The organism is Anaerovibrio slackiae, assembly GCF_009695585.1.
Taxonomy (GTDB): Bacteria; Bacillota; Negativicutes; order Selenomonadales; family Selenomonadaceae; genus Anaerovibrio; species Anaerovibrio slackiae.
The window spans coordinates 1-21,645 of the sequence record NZ_VUNR01000037.1; the positions used below are offsets into that span (position 1 = coordinate 1).

Annotated in this window: 19 protein-coding genes; all 19 read left to right on the plus strand. The window is 52.6% G+C overall.

Annotation, left to right across the window (positions count from 1 at the left end; genetic code table 11):
• Window positions 1–406 precede the first annotated feature (406 nt).
• Window positions 407–1,786 (plus strand): AAA family ATPase, encoded by a 1,380-nt coding sequence (locus FYJ84_RS12925; protein WP_154408015.1) that lies wholly within the window; start codon window positions 407–409, stop codon window positions 1,784–1,786.
• 174 nt (window positions 1,787–1,960) lie between these two features.
• Window positions 1,961–4,963, plus strand: coding sequence for an AAA family ATPase (locus FYJ84_RS12930; protein WP_154408016.1), 3,003 nt, complete (start codon window positions 1,961–1,963; stop codon window positions 4,961–4,963).
• A gap of 85 nt (window positions 4,964–5,048) precedes the next feature.
• Window positions 5,049–5,966, plus strand: coding sequence for a signal recognition particle-docking protein FtsY (ftsY, locus tag FYJ84_RS12935; protein WP_154408017.1), 918 nt, complete (start codon window positions 5,049–5,051; stop codon window positions 5,964–5,966).
• A gap of 106 nt (window positions 5,967–6,072) precedes the next feature.
• A complete protein-coding gene (gene cbiD, locus FYJ84_RS12940) occupies window positions 6,073–7,245 on the plus strand; it encodes a cobalt-precorrin-5B (C(1))-methyltransferase CbiD (protein WP_154408018.1) in 1,173 nt (390 codons plus the stop codon).
• Window positions 7,230–7,859, plus strand: a complete 630-nt coding sequence (gene cbiE, locus FYJ84_RS12945; RefSeq protein ID WP_154408019.1) for a precorrin-6y C5,15-methyltransferase (decarboxylating) subunit CbiE — start codon at window positions 7,230–7,232, stop codon at window positions 7,857–7,859. Before cbiD ends, cbiE begins: the two co-directional genes overlap by 16 nt.
• Window positions 7,860–7,930: 71 nt before the next feature.
• Window positions 7,931–8,521 carry a precorrin-6Y C5,15-methyltransferase (decarboxylating) subunit CbiT gene (cbiT, locus tag FYJ84_RS12950; RefSeq protein ID WP_154408020.1) on the plus strand — a complete coding sequence of 197 codons (591 nt, stop codon included), beginning with the start codon at window positions 7,931–7,933 and terminating at the stop codon, window positions 8,519–8,521.
• Between the two features lie 97 nt (window positions 8,522–8,618).
• Window positions 8,619–9,377, plus strand: coding sequence for a precorrin-4 C(11)-methyltransferase (cobM, locus tag FYJ84_RS12955; RefSeq protein WP_154408021.1), 759 nt, complete (start codon window positions 8,619–8,621; stop codon window positions 9,375–9,377).
• 2 nt (window positions 9,378–9,379) lie between these two features.
• Window positions 9,380–10,570, plus strand: coding sequence for a cobalt-precorrin 5A hydrolase (locus FYJ84_RS12960; RefSeq protein ID WP_154408022.1), 1,191 nt, complete (start codon window positions 9,380–9,382; stop codon window positions 10,568–10,570).
• Complete coding sequence (gene cobJ, locus FYJ84_RS12965) at window positions 10,558–11,307, plus strand: precorrin-3B C(17)-methyltransferase (RefSeq protein ID WP_154408023.1); 750 nt, start codon at window positions 10,558–10,560, stop codon at window positions 11,305–11,307. Before FYJ84_RS12960 ends, cobJ begins: the two co-directional genes overlap by 13 nt.
• Window positions 11,308–11,313: 6 nt before the next feature.
• Window positions 11,314–12,081 (plus strand): precorrin-6A reductase, encoded by a 768-nt coding sequence (gene cobK, locus FYJ84_RS12970; RefSeq protein WP_154408024.1) that lies wholly within the window; start codon window positions 11,314–11,316, stop codon window positions 12,079–12,081.
• 40 nt (window positions 12,082–12,121) lie between these two features.
• Complete coding sequence (locus tag FYJ84_RS12975; RefSeq protein ID WP_154408032.1) at window positions 12,122–12,754, plus strand: precorrin-8X methylmutase; 633 nt, start codon at window positions 12,122–12,124, stop codon at window positions 12,752–12,754.
• Window positions 12,755–12,850: 96 nt separating this feature from the next.
• Window positions 12,851–14,287 carry a cobyrinate a,c-diamide synthase gene (locus FYJ84_RS12980; protein WP_154408033.1) on the plus strand — a complete coding sequence of 479 codons (1,437 nt, stop codon included), beginning with the start codon at window positions 12,851–12,853 and terminating at the stop codon, window positions 14,285–14,287.
• A 123-nt stretch (window positions 14,288–14,410) separates the two neighbouring features.
• Complete coding sequence (cobU, locus tag FYJ84_RS12985) at window positions 14,411–14,968, plus strand: bifunctional adenosylcobinamide kinase/adenosylcobinamide-phosphate guanylyltransferase (RefSeq protein WP_154408025.1); 558 nt, start codon at window positions 14,411–14,413, stop codon at window positions 14,966–14,968.
• Between the two features lie 23 nt (window positions 14,969–14,991).
• The gene (locus FYJ84_RS12990) at window positions 14,992–16,584 is read left to right on the plus strand and encodes a cobyric acid synthase (RefSeq protein ID WP_154408026.1); all 1,593 of its coding nucleotides are present in this window, start codon (window positions 14,992–14,994) and stop codon (window positions 16,582–16,584) included.
• Window positions 16,581–17,534: an adenosylcobinamide-phosphate synthase CbiB gene (gene cbiB, locus FYJ84_RS12995; RefSeq protein ID WP_154408027.1), complete on the plus strand. Its 954-nt coding sequence runs from the start codon at window positions 16,581–16,583 to the stop codon at window positions 17,532–17,534. Before FYJ84_RS12990 ends, cbiB begins: the two co-directional genes overlap by 4 nt.
• A 108-nt stretch (window positions 17,535–17,642) precedes the next feature.
• Window positions 17,643–18,407 carry an adenosylcobinamide-GDP ribazoletransferase gene (gene cobS / locus FYJ84_RS13000; protein ID WP_154408028.1) on the plus strand — a complete coding sequence of 255 codons (765 nt, stop codon included), beginning with the start codon at window positions 17,643–17,645 and terminating at the stop codon, window positions 18,405–18,407.
• A gap of 178 nt (window positions 18,408–18,585) precedes the next feature.
• A complete protein-coding gene (locus tag FYJ84_RS13005; protein ID WP_154408029.1) occupies window positions 18,586–19,440 on the plus strand; it encodes a GHMP family kinase ATP-binding protein in 855 nt (284 codons plus the stop codon).
• Window positions 19,427–20,515 (plus strand): threonine-phosphate decarboxylase CobD, encoded by a 1,089-nt coding sequence (gene cobD / locus FYJ84_RS13010; protein ID WP_205764265.1) that lies wholly within the window; start codon window positions 19,427–19,429, stop codon window positions 20,513–20,515. Before FYJ84_RS13005 ends, cobD begins: the two co-directional genes overlap by 14 nt.
• A 34-nt stretch (window positions 20,516–20,549) precedes the next feature.
• Entirely contained in the window at window positions 20,550–21,173 is a 624-nt protein-coding gene (locus tag FYJ84_RS13015; protein WP_154408031.1) for a histidine phosphatase family protein, read from the plus strand.
• Window positions 21,174–21,645: the final 472 nt, after the last annotated feature.

A 21,645-nucleotide genomic window follows, 5' to 3' on the forward strand; every position in this document is an offset into this window, starting at 1 on the left:
ATAAGCTTCAAAGCATAAAAATACCGTAGGAATTACGGAAATTAACGCCCACGGAGAGTGTGTAAGTCCTTTTGCCAAGGCAGAAGGCTGTTCTCGTAGAAGTGGGAATCTCCCTCCTCAAACGCCTGGGCGTTAGGAGGGAGTAATTCAAAGCTTGTTTGGACGGGAAATCCTGGCTAATATGATGTCCGGCGGTGCTGTTAGTGGTTTGCGCGGATAATGCTATACCGCCGGATATATAGATTATTAGCAAAATATGGTGTTATGGTTTTATGAGCAGCCTGCGGGTTGCTTTTTTGTTTGGAGTGAGTTTTGTATGACTATTGCAGTATGAATTTTAGTATAGTATAATTAACTTAATTACGATTAACTTAATTATGCTATACCTATTTTTAAGGAGATGCCTATGTTTATTGGTCGATATAATGAGCTGGCTCAGCTGGCTCGCTTTTATCAGGAGAACAAATTTCAATGCATTATAATTTGGGGACGGCGCAGAGTAGGCAAGACGACTTTGATAAATGAGTTTATCAAGGATAAGCCTGCTATTTATTTTATGGCTACGGATACGACTGCCCGGGATAATCTCATTAGCTTTAGCGAAAGCATAGCTGGCATGGATGGCTCTGCTAGTGCTAATGCACCAGTATATCAGAGCTTTGAGCAGGCATTAAATGCTGTTGGGGAAATGGCGTCGAATAAGCAATTAGTTTTGGTGATAGATGAATACCCTTATCTGGCAAAATCCTACAAGCCTATTTCCTCGTTATTGCAAAAACTGATTGATTCGCGCTTTAAAAGAGACAGCAAGCTGTTTATCATATTGTGCGGTTCATCTATGTCTTTTATGGAGCGGCAGGTGCTGGGCTATCAAAGTCCTTTGTACGGCAGGCGCACGGGGCAGCTGCAAATTATGCCTTTTAATTTTTATGAATGTAAAAGCTATTTTCAGCATTTTACTGATGAAGAATTAGCTGTGATATACGGCATTACCGGCGGTATCCCTCAATACATGTCGTTTTTCAATGATGAGTTGACAATAAAGGAAAATATAATCAGAAATTTTTTGGCACCCAGCGGATATTTGCTGGAAGAACCAGAAAATCTGTTGCAGCAGGAAATGCGTCAGCCAGCTATTTACAACGCGATAATCAAAGCTATTGCCAATGGAAGCTCAAAAAATTCCGAAATAAGCTCCAAGGTTGGTCTGAATAGCAGTGCCATAGCTAATTATCTGGAGAAGCTTCTGGAGCTGGGGATTGTGGATAAAGAAACGCCGGTTGGCTCAAAGGAGTCCCGCAAAACCATCTATGCTATAAAGGATAATCTTTTCCGCTTTTGGTATCGTTTCATTCCGGGCAACATTGCCTTGATTCAGAGGGGCAAAGCAGAGGCTGCCTGGAATAATATTGAGGTTTTGCTGCAAAGTTACATGGGCAAGGTATTTGAAGATATTTGCTGTGATTATTTGTGGCAGCACTATGATGAGCTTCCTTGTACTTTTCAGGAGATTGGGCGTTGGTGGGGTTCAAATCCGCAGCTGAAGCGGCAGGAGGAGCTGGATATTGTGGCTGCCAATGATGATAGTGCTATTGTGGCTGAATGTAAATGGCGAAAGGAAAAAACGGATATTGATGTGGTGGAAACGTTGCTGATGCGAGCAAAACTGCTTTCTTACCGGCAGATGTATTATTATGTTTTTAGTAAATCTGGCTTTACTGCCCGATGTGTGCAGTTTGCTGAGGAGCACAATGTAATCCTTGTGAGCTATGCTGACATGGTTTGATGAAAATACAAGTTTTTTTGCAGCAGCAGGTATTTATAATGTATATCTGCTGTTTTTTTCGTACAATTTATGTTAGAATATAGATTTGTAAGATGAATAAAGTTTTATGCTGGTAACACATTAGAATAATATCCAGATATTATTAGAATATAACATGGCAGGCTGGTGGATTGTTTGCAGTTGAAGAAGCTGGAGGCGTATGGCTTTAAGTCCTTCGCTGATAAGATTGAGGTTGAATTTGATAAGGGAATTACGGCTATTGTGGGGCCAAATGGCAGCGGCAAGAGCAATATTTCTGATGCGATAAAATGGGTGCTGGGGGAGCAGAATGTCCGTAATCTCCGCGGAGTCAAGGCGGAGGACATCATCTTTACGGGCAGCGAAACACGGCGGCAGATGGGCGTGGCAGAGGTTTCCCTTTACTTTGATAATGATGGCAGCCTGCCGGTGGATTTTCATGAGGTTGTGGTAACCAGGCGGCTGTTTCGGACAGGTGAAAGTGAGTTTTACATCAATAAGTCCCGCTGCCGCCTGAAGGATATTACCAATCTCTTTGCGGACTCGGGCATCGGCCATGACAGCATGGGCATCATCAGCCAGAATAAGATGGATGAAATCCTCAATGCCAGGCCGGAGGAAAAGCGACTGTTCTTTGAGGAAGCGGCAGGGATTACCAAGTACAGGAACCGCAAGAAGGAAGCCATGCGGAAGCTGGATGATACGGAAGGCAACCTGCAGCGTGTCTACGATATCCTGGGGGAGATTGAGAACCAGCTGGAGCCTCTGAGAATCAGCGCGGAGAAGGCAGCAAGGCATCAGGAATTGCAGGGGGAGCTGAAAAGCTTCCAGCTGGCAGGGCTGTACCACAGGTTCCTGGAGCTGAAGGGGCGCAGGCAGGGCTTTGATAGTGCCATACAGGAAAAGAAAGACCAGGAGCTGGCGGCGAATACTGCCGTGCAGCTGATTGAGGGGCGCACTGTCAGGCTGGACGGGGAAATCCTGGAGCTGGAAAAGCAGCTGGAGGCATTGGCGGCCAAAAGGAGTGAAATCCACGGCAGGATTGAGGCGGCAGACAGCGAAATCAAGGTGCTGGAAGAACGCCGCCGCCAGGGCAAGGCCAATCGACGGCGGCATCAGCAGATGCTGAAGGAGCTGGCGGCAACAGCGGAGGAAGCCCGTCAGAATGTGGAGCTTTTGGCAAAAGCCGAAGCCCGGGCCAAGGAGAAGCAGCAGGAAGCGGAGCAGACCGTGGCAGCTAACCGCCAGAGGGCGAAGGAGCTCAGAACCCAGCTGATGGCCATGAAGGGACAGCGGGATGAGCTGGCAGGGCGCATGCAGGCGGCAGAGCGGAATATCCATACTACCGGCAGCCGCGTGCAGGTGCTGGAAAGGCTGCAGAATTCCTACGAGGGCTTTGGCAGGGCGGTCAAGGCGGTGCTGAAAAGCCAGCAGCCCTGGCGCAGCGGGGTCTGCGGTGCCGTGGCGGAGCTCTTGCAGGTGCCGGGGCAGTATGTGACTGCCATGGAGGTGGCTCTCGGGGGCAGTCAGCAGAATATCGTGACCGAGGATACGGATACTGCCAAGGCCGCTATCGAAATGCTGAAGCGTGACAGGCTGGGCAGGGCTACCTTCCTGCCCCTGTCTTCCATTACTGTCAGGCAGAACCGGGAGAATATCCCGGCAGGTGCCAAAGGGGTGCTGGGCTGGGCCAATGAATTGGCTGGCACGGAGCCTAAATACGGCAAGGTGGCGGATTTTTTGCTGGGACGTACCCTGGTGATGGATACGCTGGACAATGCCCTTGCCCTGAACAGGCAGCTGGGGCAGAGGCTGCGGATTGTCACCCTGGAGGGTGAGCTGCTGAGCCCCGGTGGTGCCCTGGCAGGCGGCAGCCAGCAGAACCGGGAGAGCAGCTTTTTAAACCGCCGGGAGGAAATCCGGCAGCTGCAGGAGTCGCTGGCAGGCTTTGAGCAGGAAAAGGAGAAGCTTGCGGCAGGGATTGCCGGTATTGCCCGGCAGTATGATGCGCTGGACAGGGAAGCGGACGAGCTGGCTTCTGCTACCAACAAGCTGGAAACGGAAAAGGCGGTGCTGGAGCAGCAGGCCATCAGGTCAAAGGAGCAGATTTTGCTGCGCCAGCGGGAGCTGCAGCGGTGCGAGAATTCATCACGGCAGCAGAGTGATGAGCTGGCGGCACTGGAAAAGGAGCTGTCTGACAGCATGGAATCCATCGCCAGCCTGATGGAGACCAGCCAGCTGGAAAACCGCAGGTTTGCAGCGGCAGACCAGGAGCACAAGGCTGTCTACCAGCAGCGCATGAACCGCCTGTCTGACAAGAAGAATAATGATAAGGAAGTCCGGGAGGCGCATGGCAGGCTGGCTGATATTCAGAACCAGCTGCACCAGATTGAGCTGAATGCCTCCAAGGTGGACTATGATATAGAGCAGTGCCAGCAGGAAATGCTCAGCAAGTACGGCCTGGTGCCGGAGAGGGCAGCCGAGGAAGCTCCTGATTTGGAGCCGGGGGAATTGAAGAAGAAGCTGCGCTCTTTGGAGCATGAGCTGAATGCCCTGGGGGCGGTGAATCCCAATGCCCCTCAGGAGTATGCTGATTTGCAGCAGCGGCACGGCTTTTTGTCCGGCAATGCAGAGGATTTGGAGAAGGCAAAGGCTGACCTGATGCAGCTGATTGGCGAGATGGAAGCCACCATGACGAAGCAGTTCAGGGAGGCATTCATCAAGATAAATGATTTCTTCGGGGAGATTTTTGTTCAGCTCTTTGGGGGCGGACAGGCAAAAATCCAGCTGACGGACAAGGAGAATGTGCTGGAATCCGGCGTAAACATCATGGTGACGGTGCCCGGCAAGAAAACCCAGAACCTGTCGGTGCTGTCCGGCGGCGAGCGTGCCCTGACGGTGGTGGCTCTGCTGTTTTCTTTCCTGAAGTATCGCCCGGCACCGTTTTCTGTGCTGGATGAGATTGACGCACCGCTGGATGAGGCCAATATCGGGAGGTTTGGCACGTTCCTGAAGGAATATGCTGAGCATACCCAGTTTATTATTGTCACTCACCGCAAGGGAACCATGGAGTCGGCTGATACCATGTATGGCGTGACCATTGAGGATGCCGGTGTGTCCAAGGTGCTGTCGGTGAAGCTGCAGGATTATGAAGAATGATGAATAATTATCAATTTATGCAGAATGATGCTGTAGAATGATGTTACAGAAATTTTGAGACGCTAAAAGTTTGGAGGATTTATAGATGGGATTTTTTGATAAGCTGAAAAAAGGACTGGCCAAGACCAGGGAGACTATTACCAATAAGATTGAAAAGCTGGTTATTGGCTATGCGGATATTGATGATGAGCTTTTGGATGAGCTGGAAGAAATTCTGATCATGGCGGATGTGGGCGTCAATACTACGGACAGGCTGATGGAGTCTGTGCGCAAGGGCATCAAGAAGAAGGAAATCAATACGCCGGAGGATTTGAAGCCATTTTTGCAGGCAAGGATTTCCGAGCTTTTGGCTAATGGCTCCGATGAGACAAGAGTGGCAGCGGAAGGCCCTACTGTCCTGCTGGTTATCGGCGTAAATGGCGTGGGCAAGACCACCACCATCGGCAAGCTGGCTTCTTATTACAAGGCGCAGGGCAAGTCCGTCATGCTGGCGGCAGCTGATACCTTCCGGGCAGCGGCTATTGACCAGCTGGAGGTATGGGGCGAGCGCACCGGCACCCGGGTTATCCGCCATGAGGAAGGCTCTGATCCGGCGGCTGTGGCCTATGATGCGGTGAAGGCTGCCAAGGCACGGAATATTGATGTGCTGCTGATTGATACGGCAGGGCGCTTGCAGACGAAATCCAACCTCATGGAGGAATTGAAGAAAATCAACAGGGTTATCCAGCGGGAAATCCCTGAGGCGCCTCATGAAACATTGCTGGTGCTGGATGCCACTACCGGGCAGAACGCCATCAGCCAGGCGAATATCTTCACCAAGGCGGCACCGATTTCCGGCGTAGTGCTGACCAAGCTGGACGGCACTGCCAAGGGTGGCGTGGTTATCGGCATCAAGGCGGAGCTTTCCATGCCTGTCAAGTGGATTGGCGTAGGCGAGGGCGTGGACGATTTGCGCCCCTTTGTGGCGGAGGACTTTGCCAAGGCATTGTTTGCCAAGGCATGAGGATGCTGCTGGCAGGTCATGAGGGATAATGCAAGGGGCTTGTCCCTTGTGATATGCTGTGGCAGGTAATGACAGGCAATATCTATGATGAAGGCAGGTGATGAGCATGGCGAAAAGGCTGAGGGGCGGCTATACTACCGGGGCATGCGTGGCGGCAGGCGCCAAGGCGGCGGCTCTTTATATGCAGGACAGCCTGACGGCGGATGTGGTGGAAATCACGGCACTGGACGGCACCAGGCTGATGATACCCATAAAGAAAATCGAGCGGCTGGATGATGGCCGGCTGCCGGAGGGGGCACTGCCCCCTGTCATCCGGGCGGAGGTTGTGAAGGATGCCGGGGATGACCCGGATATTACCAACGGCACTTCGGTGTTTGTCACCCTGACATTAGCCCGGTCAGAGGATGATTTGAAGGCTGTGCCTGGAGTCAGTGTCAGGCATGAAAATATCCTCTTTGAAGCGGGGGAGGGCATCGGCCATGCCACGAAGCCGGGACTGAGCCTTTCTGTAGGTGAGCCTGCCATCAATCCGGGGCCTAGGCAGCTGGTGCATAACAGCCTGCTGGAAGCCTTTGGCAGTCCCAGGCCTTGCAGGGTGCGGATAGATATCCCGGCTGGCAGGGAGCTGGCAAAGAAAACCCTCAATCCCGTGCTGGGCATTGAAGGGGGCATTTCCATTATCGGCACCACAGGGGTGCTGCGGCCTATGTCCGAGGAAGCCTTCAAGGAGTCATTGGTGCCTCAGATCAAGGTGGCAAGGGCAGCCGGTTTCGACACGCAGATTTTTGTGCCGGGCAAAATCGGTGAGCGGATTGCTGCCAGCTGGGGGCTGCCGGAGGCAGGGATGGTGCAGACCAGCAATTTTATCGGCTATATGCTGGAGGCAGCGGCTGAGATAGGGCTGAAAAGGATTCTGCTCTTTGGCCACATCGGCAAGCTGGCAAAGGTGGCGGCAGGTGTTTTTCACACCCACAACAGGGTGGGGGATGCCCGGCTGGAGGTGCTGGCTGCCTACAGCGGTGCCATGGGAATGCCTGGTGAGGGCATAGAGCGCATCCTGGGGGCTGTGACTACGGAGGAGGCACTGCCGGTGATTGGTGAGTATGGGCTGGAAAAGGTCTATGAAGTGATTGCTGCCCGTGCCAGCTATCGGGCAGAAAGGCTGATTTTTAACAAGGTGCAGGTAGGTACTGTGCTGGTTACCCTGCAAGGGGAGCTTTTGGGCATGGATGACAGGGCACGGGAGATTGGCGGTGATTTTGGTTGGAGCATAAAATAATCGTAGTCGGGATAGGTCCCGGCAATCCTGATTACATGGTGCCGGAGGCACGGCGCGTTATAGAGTCTGCAAGGGTGCTGGCAGGAGGCAGGAGGGCATTGTCTCAGTTTGCCGGTGAAAATGTGCAGGAGCAATGTGTTATAGGTGCAGATATTCCGGCAGTGATGGCATTTATCCGCAAAAATTTGCAGCATGATGATGTGGTGGTGATGGTGTCCGGGGACCCAGGGTATTATTCCCTGCTGGATGCCCTGCGCCGGGAGTTTCCGGCAGAGTCACTCCGGGTGATTCCCGGCATCAGTGCCATGCAGATGGCCTTTGCCCGGCTGGCACTGCCATGGCATGAGGCGGATTTGTGGAGCTTTCATGGCAGGGTGCCGGAGGATGCCCGGCTGGCGTATGCCCCGGGGCGGCTGGCAGGCATGCTGACTGATGGGAAATACAATTCCCACACCATCCCCCAGCTGCTGATGGAAAAGGGCTGGCCAGGGGAGACTGGCCTGGCTGTGTGCAGCAGGCTGTCCTATGAGGACGAGATCATAATCAGGACTACACTGGCGGAGGCAGGAAGGCATCCTGTGTTCAGCCATTGCATATTGGTGGTGACAGCATAAAGAGAAATGGTCAGGAAATACAGGACAGTCGCGGAAATGCGTATGTTAGATTGCATATTGGTGGTGACAGCATGAAAGGAAAATGGGGCATAGGGATTCCTGATACGGAGTTTATCCGGGGCAAGGTTCCCATGACGAAGCAGGAAATCAGGATTCTGACTATTGCCAAGGCAGGGATTAAGCAAGGTGACATTGTGCTGGATGTGGGGGCAGGTACCGGCTCTCTTAGCTGCGAGGCGGCGATGCAGGCTGGGAATGATGGCATGGTTTATGCCATTGAGAGAAATCCTGAGGGCATCGGGCTGATAGCAGCCAATGCTGAAAAATTCGGGCTGGATAATGTACATATTATTCACGCTGAAGCCCCTGCTGGCATGGATGAATTGCCGAGGCTGGATGCCGTGCTGATTGGCGGCAGCGGCAAGAGGCTGGAGCCCATTCTTGACAGGGCAGGTGAGCTTTTGAAGACAGGGGGCAGGATTATCCTGAACTGCATTACGGTGCAGACCTTGATGCAGTGCCTGAATTATATGCGTGCCAGTGAATTGTATAAATATGAAACAGTGCAGGTGCAGGTGAACCGCTGGGAGCAGGTGGGAAGCTATGATATGGCCAAGGCTGCCAACCCCATCTTTATCGTGGCCTGTGAAAAGATAAAATAGCACCCCTCGTCAGGGGCGGATGCTTTTATGGTTATAGAGAAATGTATGGGCAGTGACTGTTTTTGTCAGCTGATTGATTTTTAGGAGGCAATAAGAAATGAAGGTATTTATTGTTGGTGCCGGGCCGGGAGATCCGGAATTGATTACTGTCAAGGGGCAGAAGCTGCTTTCAGAGGCGGATATTATTATTTATGCAGGGTCCCTTGTCAATCCTGCTTTGCTGGATTATGCCAAAGAGGGGTGCGAAATCCATAATTCTGCTTCCATGACCTTGCCTCAGGTGATTGAGGTTATCAAAAATGGCGTGGCGCAGGACAAAATGGTGGTCAGGCTTCACACAGGGGATCCTAGCATTTATGGTGCCATTCAGGAGCAGATGGATGCTTTGGACAAGCTGGGAATTGAGTACAAGGTGGTGCCGGGGGTAAGCTCCTTTTTGGCTACGGCGGCAGCCCTAAAACAGGAATATACATTGCCGGGGATTTCCCAGACGGTTATCATTACCAGAAACGAGGGCAGGACTCCTGTGCCTGACAGGGAAAAGCTGCGGTCACTGGCGGCCCATCAGGCTACCATGTGCATTTTCCTGAGCATTACCATGCTGGACAAGGTAGTGGAGGAACTGATTGCCGGAGGCTATGAGCCGGATACGCCCATTGCCATCGTGCAGCGGGCTTCCTGGCCGGAGGAGAAGATTGTCCGTGCTACCCTGGCTACTATCTGTGAGGAAATTGCCGATAAGGGTATTGACCGCACGGCTATGATTGTGGTGAGCAGGTGCCTGGCAGCGGATTATGAGCTTTCCAGGCTTTATGCCCCTGAGTTCAGCCACATGTTCAGGGAAGCCAGCAAATAATTATGAGATATGCAGTTTTTGCTTCGACTGGAAATGGACAGGCTCTGGCAGAGCGAATTGCCGCGGCATGCCAGGGAGTCCGGGTGACTGTATACCTTCAGGAAAAGCTTTTGCCGGAGCAGGGGGCTGCACAGGGACAGCCGGAACCGGAGCAGGGCAATGGGGCATTGGTATTTTCTTCAGAGGTGCGGTATTATAAGAGGCTTTCTGAGGAAATGGCAGATGCCTTTGTCCGTTATGATGCCCTGATTTTCATCATGGCGGCAGGGATTGTGGTGCGTTCTGTTGCTCCCCATGTTGCCAGCAAGCTGTCGGACCCGGCAGTGCTGGTGCTGGATGACAGGGGGCAGAATATCATCAGCCTGCTGTCAGGCCATGTTGGCGGTGCCAATGAGCTGACGCGTTTCTTGGCAGAAAAGCTTCGCAGCAATCCCGTGATTACTACGGCAACGGATGTCAATCAGCTGCTGGCGCCGGATGTGCTGGCAGGGCGGCTGGACATGGTGCCCTGCCCCAAGGAAAATCTGGTGGTTTTCAACGGGGCACTGCTCCGGGGCAGGAAGCTTGTTTACCTGCTGGACAGCAGCCTTAAATGCAGGGCTGAGTATGAAAGGCGGCTTCGTGCCAGTCATGTGCCATATGAGGTGGTGGATGGCAGTGAGCTGCCTGACAGGCTGGCGAGCACTAATGTGACAGATAGCGGTTTGACCGGAGCAGCTGGCAAGGCTGAGGGGGCAGGGCAGAATGCACTGTATGTGGTTCTCAGTGACAGGCAGTGGCAGGCAAGCAGCCGGGTATTGTATCTTGTGCCAAGGCGGCTGATTGCAGGTATCGGCTGCCGCCGGGGGACGCCTGCCCGGCTGGTGCTGGCGGCCTTGCAGGAGGCTTGCGGCGGCCTCGGCTGGCAGATAGACAGGCTTGACAGGCTGGCCAGCACGGTGGTAAAGGCAGATGAGCAGGGGCTTTTGGCTGCGGCAGAAGGCTTGCAGCTGCCTATTGATTTTTTTGAAAATCAATCTTTGGAGGAAGCTATTGAGCGTTACGGGCTAAGTGAGTCGGAGTTTGTGAAGAAGAATATCGGCGTGGGGAACGTCTGCGAGGCAGCGGCGTTATGCTGTACGGAACGGGGACGGATTGCCCTTCCGAAAAATAAATACGAGAAAGTGACGGTAGCATTGATATGGGAAAGATAGTTGTAGCGGGCATAGGCCCCGGCAGTTTTGAGGATATGACTCCAAGGGCAAGGCATGCCATTGAGTCGGCACAGGTAGTAGCCGGGTATAAGACATATATCGGACTGATAGAGCCTCTTCTGGAGGGGAAGGAAGTCATCGGCACAGGCATGACCCAGGAGGTTGACCGCTGCCGGGCGGCAGTGGAGGCGGCTGCCAGTGGCAAGGATACGGTAGTTGTATCCAGCGGTGATTCCGGCGTGTACGGCATGGCAGGGCTGGTGCTGGAACTGGTTTTGCAGCTGCCGAAGGAGCAGCGGCCTGAGTGGGGCGGCGTGGTGGCAGGTGTTTCTGCCGTCAATGCGGCAGCTTCCATTCTGGGGGCGCCTCTGATGCACGATTTTGCTGTCATCAGTCTCAGTGACTGGATGACGCCTTGGGAACTGATCAAGAAGCGGGCTGCCCTGGCCGGGGAAGGTGATTTTGTGATTGCCCTGTACAATCCAAAGAGCAGGCATCGCCCTGATTATATCTTTGAGATTCAGAAAATCCTGCTGCAGCACCGTAGCCCTGATACCCCTGTGGGCATCGTTACCAGTGCCAGCCGGGCGCAGGAGCAGGCTGTCCTGTCAGACCTGGGGCATTTTACGGAGGAAGAAATCGGCATGTTCTCTATGGTTATCATCGGCAACAGCAATACCTATGTGCAGGACGGCTATATGATTACGCCGCGGGGCTACAAGATTGCCGGGGAGTGAGGCTTGATGGCAGGGAGAGTTTTTGTGGCGGCAGGCACCAAAGATGGCAGGGAGCTGGCAGGATATATATTGCAGCAGGGCTATCAGGTGACGGCATCGGTGGTGAGCAGCTACGGGGAAAGCCTGTTGAAAAGCTATCAGGGCATTCAGGTCAGCTGCGAGCCTTTGGATGAGGAGGGCTTTATAGCGTATTTCTACCAGCACGGCATCGGTGTTTTTGTGGATGCATCCCATCCCTATGCCGCCAATGTTTCGGAGAATGCCATGAAGGCATGCCGCAGGGCAGGTGTGGCATATATCCGCTATGAGAGGCAGCAGACGCCCCTTGACTATGACAGGGCTTATTATGTGACGGATTATCAGGCGGCAGCTGAACAGGCGGCATCACTGGGAGAGAGGATTTTTCTCACTACTGGAAGCCGTAACCTGGAGGCATTTGCCCGGGCTGAGGCCTTGCAGGGCAAGGAGCTGATCTGCCGCATTTTGCCGGAGCCCGAGGTGGTGCAGCTGGCCAGGGATTTGGGCTTTACGCCTGCCAATATTGTGGCTGTGCAGGGACCTTTTTCTTTGGAGCTGAACAAGGAGTTATACAAAAAATATGATGCACAGGTGGTTGTTACCAAGAATAGCGGAGCTGCCGGCGGGGCTGATACGAAGTTTGCAGCCGCTATGGAGCTGGGGCTGCCGCTGGTGATTATTGACAGGCCGCCGGTGCAGTATGACAATATTGCCTATACCTTTGATGAGATATTGGATTTTATTGCGGTGCAGTGAGGGAGGGCGGCAGCTTTTGGCTCACTGAATGGAGGTTATGATGGATTTTATCAAAAAGCCTATGGATATAGAAAATCGCAGCATGGAGATTATCGCGCCTTATCTGGAAAAGCTGAATCTGAATGAGGAAGAAATCAAGGTTTATTCCCGCATTATCCATGCGGCCGGCGATGTGGAGTATGCACCTATTATCAGGCTGCACCCTGAGGCTATCGGGGCGGCAAAGAAGGCATTGCAGTCCGGCTGCAATATCTATACAGATGTGGAGATGGTGCGCACCGGCATCAACAAGCGGAAGCTGGCTTCCTTCGGGGGAGAGGTTTTTTGCCGGGTGGCGGAGCCGGAGATTGCAGCGGCTGCCAAGGAGCAGGGCATAACCCGTTCCATGGCGGCTATGCGTAGCTTTGGCCAGGAGATGAACGGTGCCATCATCGCCATCGGCAATGCGCCGACAGCTCTTTTTGAGGTGTTGCGCATGGTGGAGGAAGAAGGCCTGCGCCCGGCAGCCATCGTGGGCATCCCGGTGGGCTTTGTGGGGGCGGCAGACTCCAAGGCGGCTCTGGCATCAAATACGCTGGTGCCTTATGTGACTGTAGAGGGCACCAAGGGCGGCAGCCCTATAGCGGCGGCTGTGATTAACGCGATTATGTATATTATTGACAACAGCAGGTAAGCATTGACAACAACGGACAAGCATTGGCATCGGCAGACAGGTGCTGATGCTTTGGGTGCAGTTGTCTTTGGCAGATTGGACAGGGAAGGGCTCATTATGACCTATAAAATTCCACGTATTGTAATAGGTGCTGTCAGCAGCGGCTGTGGCAAGACTACGGTAGTAACAGGTCTGCTGTCGGCACTGAGACAGCAGAATATCAGCGTGCAGTCCTACAAGATTGGCCCTGATTATATCGATCCGGGCTATCACAGGCTGGCCAGCGGCAAGCCGGCCCACAACATGGATACCTGGCTCATGTCCAGGGAAACCATGGTAAATACCTTTATTGATACGGCATCCCGGCAGGATATTGCCGTGATTGAGGGGGTAATGGGGCTGTATGACGGCGGCAGCAAGGGCATCAGCTCCACGGCGGAGATTGCCCGCCTTTTGGATGCACCGGTGGTGCTGGTGATAGACTGCAAGTCCATGGGGGCTTCGGCGGCGGCTATTGCCCTGGGGTTCCGGCAATATGATGAGGGTGTACGGCTGGCAGGAGTGATTTTGAACCGGCTGGGCTCCGATAACCATCAGAAGATGATTGAGGAAGCCATGGCGAAGCTGCATATTCCCGTGCTGGGAGCAGTGCGGCGCAATGAGCTTCTGGTGATGCCGGAGCGTCATCTGGGGCTTTTGCCTGTGGAGGAAAATCAGGAGCGGAAGGTTGTGGATGCCATGGGGGAAGCCATGGCACGGCAGCTGGATTTAGGGGCGATTATGCAGATTGCCCACCATGCGCCGCCTTTGGGCAGGATGCAGAATCCGGCAGATGAGTATCTGGCACAGGTGATAGATGGCCGCAGGCGCAGCTTTCCTGATGATTTCGGCAAAATCAGGATTGCCCTGGCAAGGGATGAGGCATTTTCCTTTTATTACCCGGAAAGCCTGGCGGTATTGGAGCGGCTAGGGGCAAGAATCACTGAGTTCAGCCCCCTGAAGGACAAGGCACTGCCGGAGGCGGATGGCATGCTGCTGGGAGGCGGTTTTCCTGAGATGTTTGCTGATGAGCTGGGCAGCAATTCGGAAATGCTGGCTGCGGTAGCCGGGGCGGCAGCTGATGGCATGCCCATCTATGCAGAATGTGGCGGCTATATGTATCTGAGCAAGTCCCTGACGGATTTTGAGGGCGGTGAGCATCTCATGTGCGGCGTACTGCCCGGCAGGGTGCAGATGAATAAGCGGCTGCAGATGGTGGGCTATGTGGAGGCGGAGCTAAGGCGGGATTGCTGCCTGGGTTCTGCCGGTATGAAGCTGAAAGGGCATGAATTTCATTTTTCCTCGGAGCTTGCCGGGGAGGCAGATATTACCGGGGAGAGAGCCTTTCAGTTTACCCGCATGAGGAACGGGGCAGTTTATCCGGGTGGCTTCGTCAGCGGCAGGGGCAATGTGGTGGGTTCGTATCTGCATCTGCATTTTGCCGGCTGCCCGGAGGCGGCAGTGGCCTTTGTGGGCAATTGCTGGAATTATAGAATAAAGCGCCAGGGCAGATGATGATGGATTCTGGCGATAGAACGAAATGCCATGGCAGATTATAATGTCTTTTGGCAGCAGATTAAAATGCCAGGACAGAAGTAAGTTGATGGCTTTTGGGCGGCAGGAAATGAGGAGGCAGCGATGGGAAAGATTGTGCTGGTAACGGGTGGTGCCAGGAGCGGCAAAAGCTCTTTTGCGGAGAAATATGCGGCAAAATACGGCAAGCGGATTGCTTATGTTGCTACGTCGCAGGTTTTTGACAAGGAGATGGAGTTCCGTGTCAGGCTGCACCGCCAGCGGCGTCCTGCTGACTGGGATACTTATGAAGCCCCTTTTGCTGCCCATGAGGCGGTCAGGGAGGCTGCTGCCGGGCATGATATGATACTTTTTGACTGCCTGACTGTGTATATCAGCAACCTGTTGTGCAGCCTGGAGGACATAGAGGATTCAGGCAGGAATTATGAATTGGTGAAGGCTGCCTGTGAAGATATCGTTAAGGCTGTTCAGGCAGGCGATGCAACCCTTGTGGTGGTAACCAATGAGGTGGGGGATGGCATTGTGCCTATGAATCATCTGGCCAGGGAATTCCGCGACCTTTCCGGGCTGGCTAACCAGCTTCTGGCAAGGCAGGCGGAGGAAGTGTACCTGGTCACTGACGGTATACCGATAGATATCAAGCAGCTGGAATATAAATTGTAAGGTTAAAGTAATGGAGGCCGTTTATGGCAAATTATATTATGATGATGGGAACCAGCTCCCATGTGGGGAAAAGCATCCTGACAACGGCTCTGTGCCGCATACTGTACAGGCAGGGGCGTAGGGTAGTTCCCTTCAAGGCACAGAATATGGCATTGAATTCCTATGTAACCCGTGACGGTGATGAAATGGGCAGGGCGCAGGTGGCTCAGGCGGAGGCGGCAGGGCTGGAGCCTGTGGCGGATATGAACCCCGTGCTGCTAAAGCCTACGGGAAATTCCTGTTCCCAGGTGATTATTATGGGCAAGCCTGTGGGCAATATGTCTGCCCGGGAGTACCACAAGGGATATTCCTTGAAAGCCTTTGGGGCTGTAAAGGATGCCCTGGCAAGGCTGGACAGGGAATATGATACCATTGTGATTGAGGGGGCAGGCAGCCCGGCAGAAATCAATCTCAAGGCTAATGATATAGTAAACATGAGGGTGGCGAAGCATTTGCAGGCACCTGTGCTTTTGATTGCCGACATCGACCGGGGCGGGGCACTTGCTTCCCTGGTGGGGACTCTGGAGCTTTTGGACGAGGAAGAACGGGCACTAGTGAAGGGGCTGGTCATCAATAAGTTCCGGGGCGATGTTACCCTGCTGACACCGGCCATTGATTTTCTGGAGGAAAAGACTGGCAAGCCTGTGCTGGGGGTAATTCCCCATATTGAGCAGATGGGGATTGACGATGAGGACTCGGTATCACTGCAGGAAAAAATGGCGGTGCCGGAGGATGGCGATGTGAAAATTGCCGTAATTCAGACGCCGAAAATTTCCAATTTTACGGATTTTGATGCCCTCAGCCATGAGCAGGATGTGTCCCTTTACTATGTCAAGGACAGTGACGGACTGGGGCAGCCTGATGTGATTATGCTGCCGGGCAGCAAGAATACCACGGAGGATATGCTTTATCTGCGCAAATCAGGGCTGGCTGACCTGATTTTGGCACATGAGGCGGCAGGAAAGCCGGTGATTGGCATCTGCGGCGGTTATCAGATGCTGGGTGAGCTGATTTGCGACCCGGAGCATACGGAGTCTGAAAATGATGAGGTGGAAGGCCTGGGGCTTCTGGGCATGAAGACCGTGTTTGCCAAGGAGAAGCTGACCAGCCAGGTCAGGGGTATGTGCCGTGATTTGCCATTTATGGGGCAGTATATTTCAGCGGACGATTTGAGAGGCTATGAAATCCACATGGGGCATACGGAGTTTACCCGTGCTGGCGATGAGCATCCTTTCATGATTACCGAGCGCCGCAATGCTGCTTGTGAAAGCGTGGAAGGAACTGCCAACGGCATCAATGTCTTTGGTACATATATCCACGGCGTATTTGATAATGACAAATTCCGCCGCAGCGTGCTGAATGCAGTCCGTATATCGAAGGGGCTGGAACCTCTAGCCAATACCAGGAATACGGCAGCGGAAAAGCAGCAGGCTTATGAGCATCTGGCGGATGTGGTGGAAGAGGCCCTTGATATGGATAAGCTTTTTGAGATTATGGGAGAGTCCTGTGGCAATAGGCAGATGGCTGACGGGCAGGAGGCTGCACAGAATGTCCATCAGGCAGGAGAAAATGTATGATAACAGCGGTTTTGGCTTTTTTGGCAGATACCCTGATTAGTGACCCCAGGTCAAAGCTGCATCCTGTAGTGCTGATTGGCAGCCTGATTGCCAGCTTGGAACGCAGCTTGTACCATGAGGGTGATACTGACAGGCGCAAGCTGTGGGCTGGCGGCCTTCTGGCAGTAACAGTGTTGATTCTGGTGTACAATATGACGGCATGCCTTTTGCAGCTGGTCAGCCTGCTGGGCAATCAGTATGTGACGGTGCTGGCAGAGGCGGTTTTGCTGAGCTTTACCATTTCGCCCAGAAGCTTGGCAGAGGCTGGCAGGGAGATTTATGGCTATCTGGAAAAGGGAGATATGGAAAATGCCAGGTACAAGGTAGGCTGGATTGTGGGCAGGGATACGGACAAGCTGTCCAGCGGTGAGGTTACCAGGGCCACGGTGGAAACGGTGGCAGAGAATACAGTGGACGGGGTGATTGCTCCTTTCTTTTTCTTCCTGCTGGGGGGAGTGCCGCTGGCGTTTTTGTATCGTGCGGCCAATACCCTTGACTCCATGGTGGGGTATAAAAATGACAAGTACCTGTACTTCGGGCGCATTTCTGCCCGCATTGATGATGTGCTGAACTATATTCCAGCCAGGATTACGGGGCTTTTGTTTGTGCTGTCGGCGATGCTGCTGCGGCTTGACTGGCGCAACAGCTGGAAAATGCTGCTGCGTGATGCCGGGAAGCACCCGAGCCCTAACGGGGGCTGGGCGGAGGCATCGGTGGCAGGTGCCCTGGATATACGCCTGGGGGGCTATAACTCCTATTTTGGCAGGGAAAGCTTTCGTGCCTATATGGGGGAGCCCATTGAGGAGCTGGCACCGAAGCATATTCCCGGCTGTACGAGATTAATGTATACAGCAACGATTTTATTTTTATTTATTATGCATATTATACAGCAGGTATACATGATGCAGTGATTTTTCTCCTGCCGCGCAGGGGGATTTATGGAATGATTTTTGCTGCAGGTTTGTTTCTTGATTTATAGGTGCTTTTGTGCAGAGATTTTTTTCGGGTGAGATGAGGAAATGGATTCTTTTTTTATCGGCTTGCAATTTTTGACGCGCCTCCATGTGGTGAAGCAGACGGTGTGGACAGAAGAAGCCTTTGGCAGGAGCGTCAGGTATTTTCCCCTGGTGGGATTGGTGCTGGGAGCTGTTTACGGGGCAGTGGCACTGGCGTTGTCATGGCTCCCTGTTTATGCCGGCTGTGATTTTCCTGTGCATGTCAGGGCGGCGGCTCTTGCGGTTCTGCCGTTTCTGCTGACAGGAGGCATTCACTGTGATGGCTTCATGGATACGGTGGATGGCATTTTTTCCGGCCGTGACAGGGAGCGGATGCTGGAAATCATGAAGGACAGCTGCAGCGGCTCCTTTGCGGTGGTTTCCTTCGGCATCCTGCTGCTCCTGCAGTATGCGGTGCTGCTGGATATGCCTTTGGCGGTGCTGCCTATGGCAATGCTGGCAATGCCTGTAGTGGGGAGGCTGATGATGGTCATCGGCATTTCCCTGTTTCCCTATGCCCGGCCTGAGGGAATGGGCAAGGCCTTCGGCAAATACGCGGACAGAAGGAGCTGTCTTCTGGTAACTGCCTACACGGTGGCCATGCTGGCTCTGATGGGCTGGCAGGCACTGTTGGCAGCGGCAGCAGCGGCTGTATTTTCCCTTTGGTGCGGCAGGTATGTGACAAAGATGTTGGGCGGCTTGACAGGAGATGTTTATGGCACCCTTTGCACTGTCAGCGAGTTAATTGTGTTATTGGTATATTTATTCACTTATTCTGTATTTTATTAAAGCCTTGGCGAGATTTTTTCTGCATATTTTGCCAGCTTTGCAGGATTTTTTGCATTTATGGCGAATTGTATATGCAAAAGAAAATATCACGGAGTTTTAATAGCGCGGATTATACCGGGGATTTTATCAGGAGGATAAATGCCGCAGAAGGTAAATTCCGTAAGAGAGAGGGATTGTTATGATTATAAAAGTTTTGGTGCCTGGTTCCTGTGGTGAGCTTGCTCAGGGATGGAAGGACGGACAGCCGTTTATGATAACCTGCCCAATAGGTCTGTATTCCAGGGCGCTGGTTACAGATCGCACCTCGGCAAAGACCGGGCTGGGCAAGAAGGCTGAGCTGGCATTGAAGACAACTGTCAGCTATATGGGCTTTGATGATTTTCCACTGGGGCTGGCTCTTGAGTCGCAGCTGCCTACAGGCAAGGGCATGGCTGCCAGCACAGCTGATATTGTGGCAGTAATACAGGCTGTTTCTGCGGCGATTGACGAGGAGCTGGAGCCGGAGGAGATTGCAGAAATTGCCGCCGGTATTGAGCCGACGGATGGTATTTTCTATCCTGGGATAGTCAGGATGAATTATATGACAGGAGAGCTTTTGCAGAGTTATGGCAATGCACCGAAGATGATTATTGCCATGTTTGATACCGGCGGTACAATCAACACGATTGATTTCCATTCGGAGTACCATGGGCACGAAAACAGCCCACAGGAGCTTTTGGATGCCATTGATGAGCTGGACAGGGATTTTTCGGCACAGCAGATTGGCAAGGTGGCAACCCTTAGTGCCCTGGCCAACCAGCATCTGGTGCACAAGCCGCAGCTGGAGGAGATTATTGAGTATGCAAAGTCTTTGGGGGCTCTGGGTGTCAATGTCGCCCATAGCGGTACTATGATGGGCGTGCTTTTTGCGGCTGATGAGTCTATGAATAAGGTGCTGGAGGCGGCGAAGTTGATAGGGGCGAAGTTCCCGCATTTGGAGTATTTTGAGACGGAGCGTTTAATTTCTGGTGGTTATGAGATTGAGCAGCGGTAAGCTGCAGAGTTTTGTGCATGGCGGTGACGTATATTCGGCAGAGAGCCCCTTGGGGCGCTGGCTGGATTTTAGTGCCAACATTAACCCTCTGGGGTTGTCTGAAAGCGTAAAAAAAGCGATTATGGCAGGGATAGAAGGCCTGGTTCATTATCCTGACCCGAGGGGAAAGGAGCTGAAGCAGGCTGTTTCTGCATCATATCATGTGCCGGAGCAGGCTGTTGTGCTGGGCAATGGTGCGGCAGAGCTGTTTTATGTGTATTTCCATACGAAAAGGCCGGGCAGGGTGCTGCTGCCTGTGCCTTCTTTTAGTGAGTATGAAAAGGCAGCCCGTAGTGCCGGGGCGGAAATCAGGTATTTTTATTTGCAGGAACAGGAGGATTTTCAGCTTGATTTTGCCAGGCTCCGGTCTGAAATGGCAGGCTGTCATACTGTGGTGCTGGGCAATCCCAACAATCCTACAGGTGAGCTGCTGGAACGGGGAGATGTGGAGTGTTTTGTGCAGGCAGCGGGGGAGGCAGGTATTGATGTTATTGTGGATGAGTCCTTTTTGGATTTCCGGACTGACCGCCAGCTTTATTCTGTAGCGGATTTGGCGGCAGAATACGATAACCTGCTGGTTATCAGCTCCTTGACGAAGGCTTTTGCCATACCCGGACTGAGGCTTGGCTACGGCGTGGCAACTGAGAGGCTGGTCAGGGAACTTGAATTTAACAAGGATACCTGGAATGTAAATTCCTTGGCGCAGGCAGCAGGCATAGCGGCACTGGGAGATGACGGGTATAGGGTGCGCACGCTGGCATTTATCAAGCAAAATGTGCCATATATGTATGAGAGCTTGGGGAAGCTGGAAGGGCTGAAGGTTTATGAGCCGTCTGTTAATTTTGTGCTGCTGAATATAGCAGGCTGCGGCATGGAAAGCTGGCAGCTGGCAGAAAAAATGCGGCAGAAGGGCGTCCTAATCAGGGATTGCAGCAATTATCCCGGCCTTGATACCAGGTTTGTCAGGGTGGCTGTGCGTGGTATGGCAGAAAACAGGCTGATGCTGCAGGCATTGAAGGAATGCTTGGAAGCCTGATTTTTTAGGCTTGAAGTTGGAGGAGATGAATAGAATGAATAAGGTTACGAGGCTGATTTTGGTGCGCCACGGACAGACCGTGTGGAATAAATTGGGAAAGTATCAGGGACAGGCGGATATAGAGCTGTCCGAAACTGGGCTGGAGCAGGCTGAGCTGCTGGGCAAAAATTTTGCCTATCCTGAGGTCAGGGCGGTTTATGCCAGCCCGCTGAAAAGGGCGGCTGCTACAGGCAGGGCTATTGCGGCTGCTTTGGGGCTGGAGGTGGTTACCTGTGACGAGCTGCAGGAAATTTCCTTTGGTGACTGGGAAGGGCTTACCTATGAGGAAATCAATTCTGTCTGGCCTTCTGTGCATGACGGCTTGTTCAACCGGCCTGATATTACGGCTTGCCCCAATGGGGAAGGCTTTTTCAGCGTGCAGGAAAGAGCAGTCAGCAAGTTGAAGGAACTGGTGGAGAAGCATAAAGGAGAAGATTTTGTTATTGCGGCTCACGGTGGCGTCAACCGTACCCTGCTTTGCTATGCTCTGGACCTGCCCCTCAGATACATGTGGAATATTCGCCAGGACAATACGGCTGTTAATGTGATAAGCTTTTACGAAGGCGGCAGGATTACTGTGGATTTGATGAATGATACCCATCATTTGGAGAAAAAATAAGTTTTTTGAAAAAAGTGTTGACAGGAATCTGTAATTCGTGTAATATATACATCGTTGTCGCTGACATAACCTTGAGAGCCACGCGGAGAGTGATGGGCAGAGGTAGTGACAGAGGTGATAAAAAATATTTCAAAAAGTTCTTGACAAGCTGAACGATTTGAGATATTATATAAAAGCTGACTCACACAGCGGTCTTACAAAAAGCTTACAGAGCTTCTACAAGCCGTTGATGATAGAGAGGCAGTGTTCCTTGAAAACTAAACAATGCAATAAGAAATCATGCACACATGATTTCAAGCCAGATGTTGGATTCTGTGTCCGCTATGCGGATGCAGAATATAAACAAAACAAGATTTGTGCGAAACACAATCTGAAATTCCATTACATGGATAATTTTGAGAGCCAATCAAGGTCTTCTACATTTCACCCGTGAAGCGATAGCTGAACGGCTGTGAAATGAGTGTCAGGACAT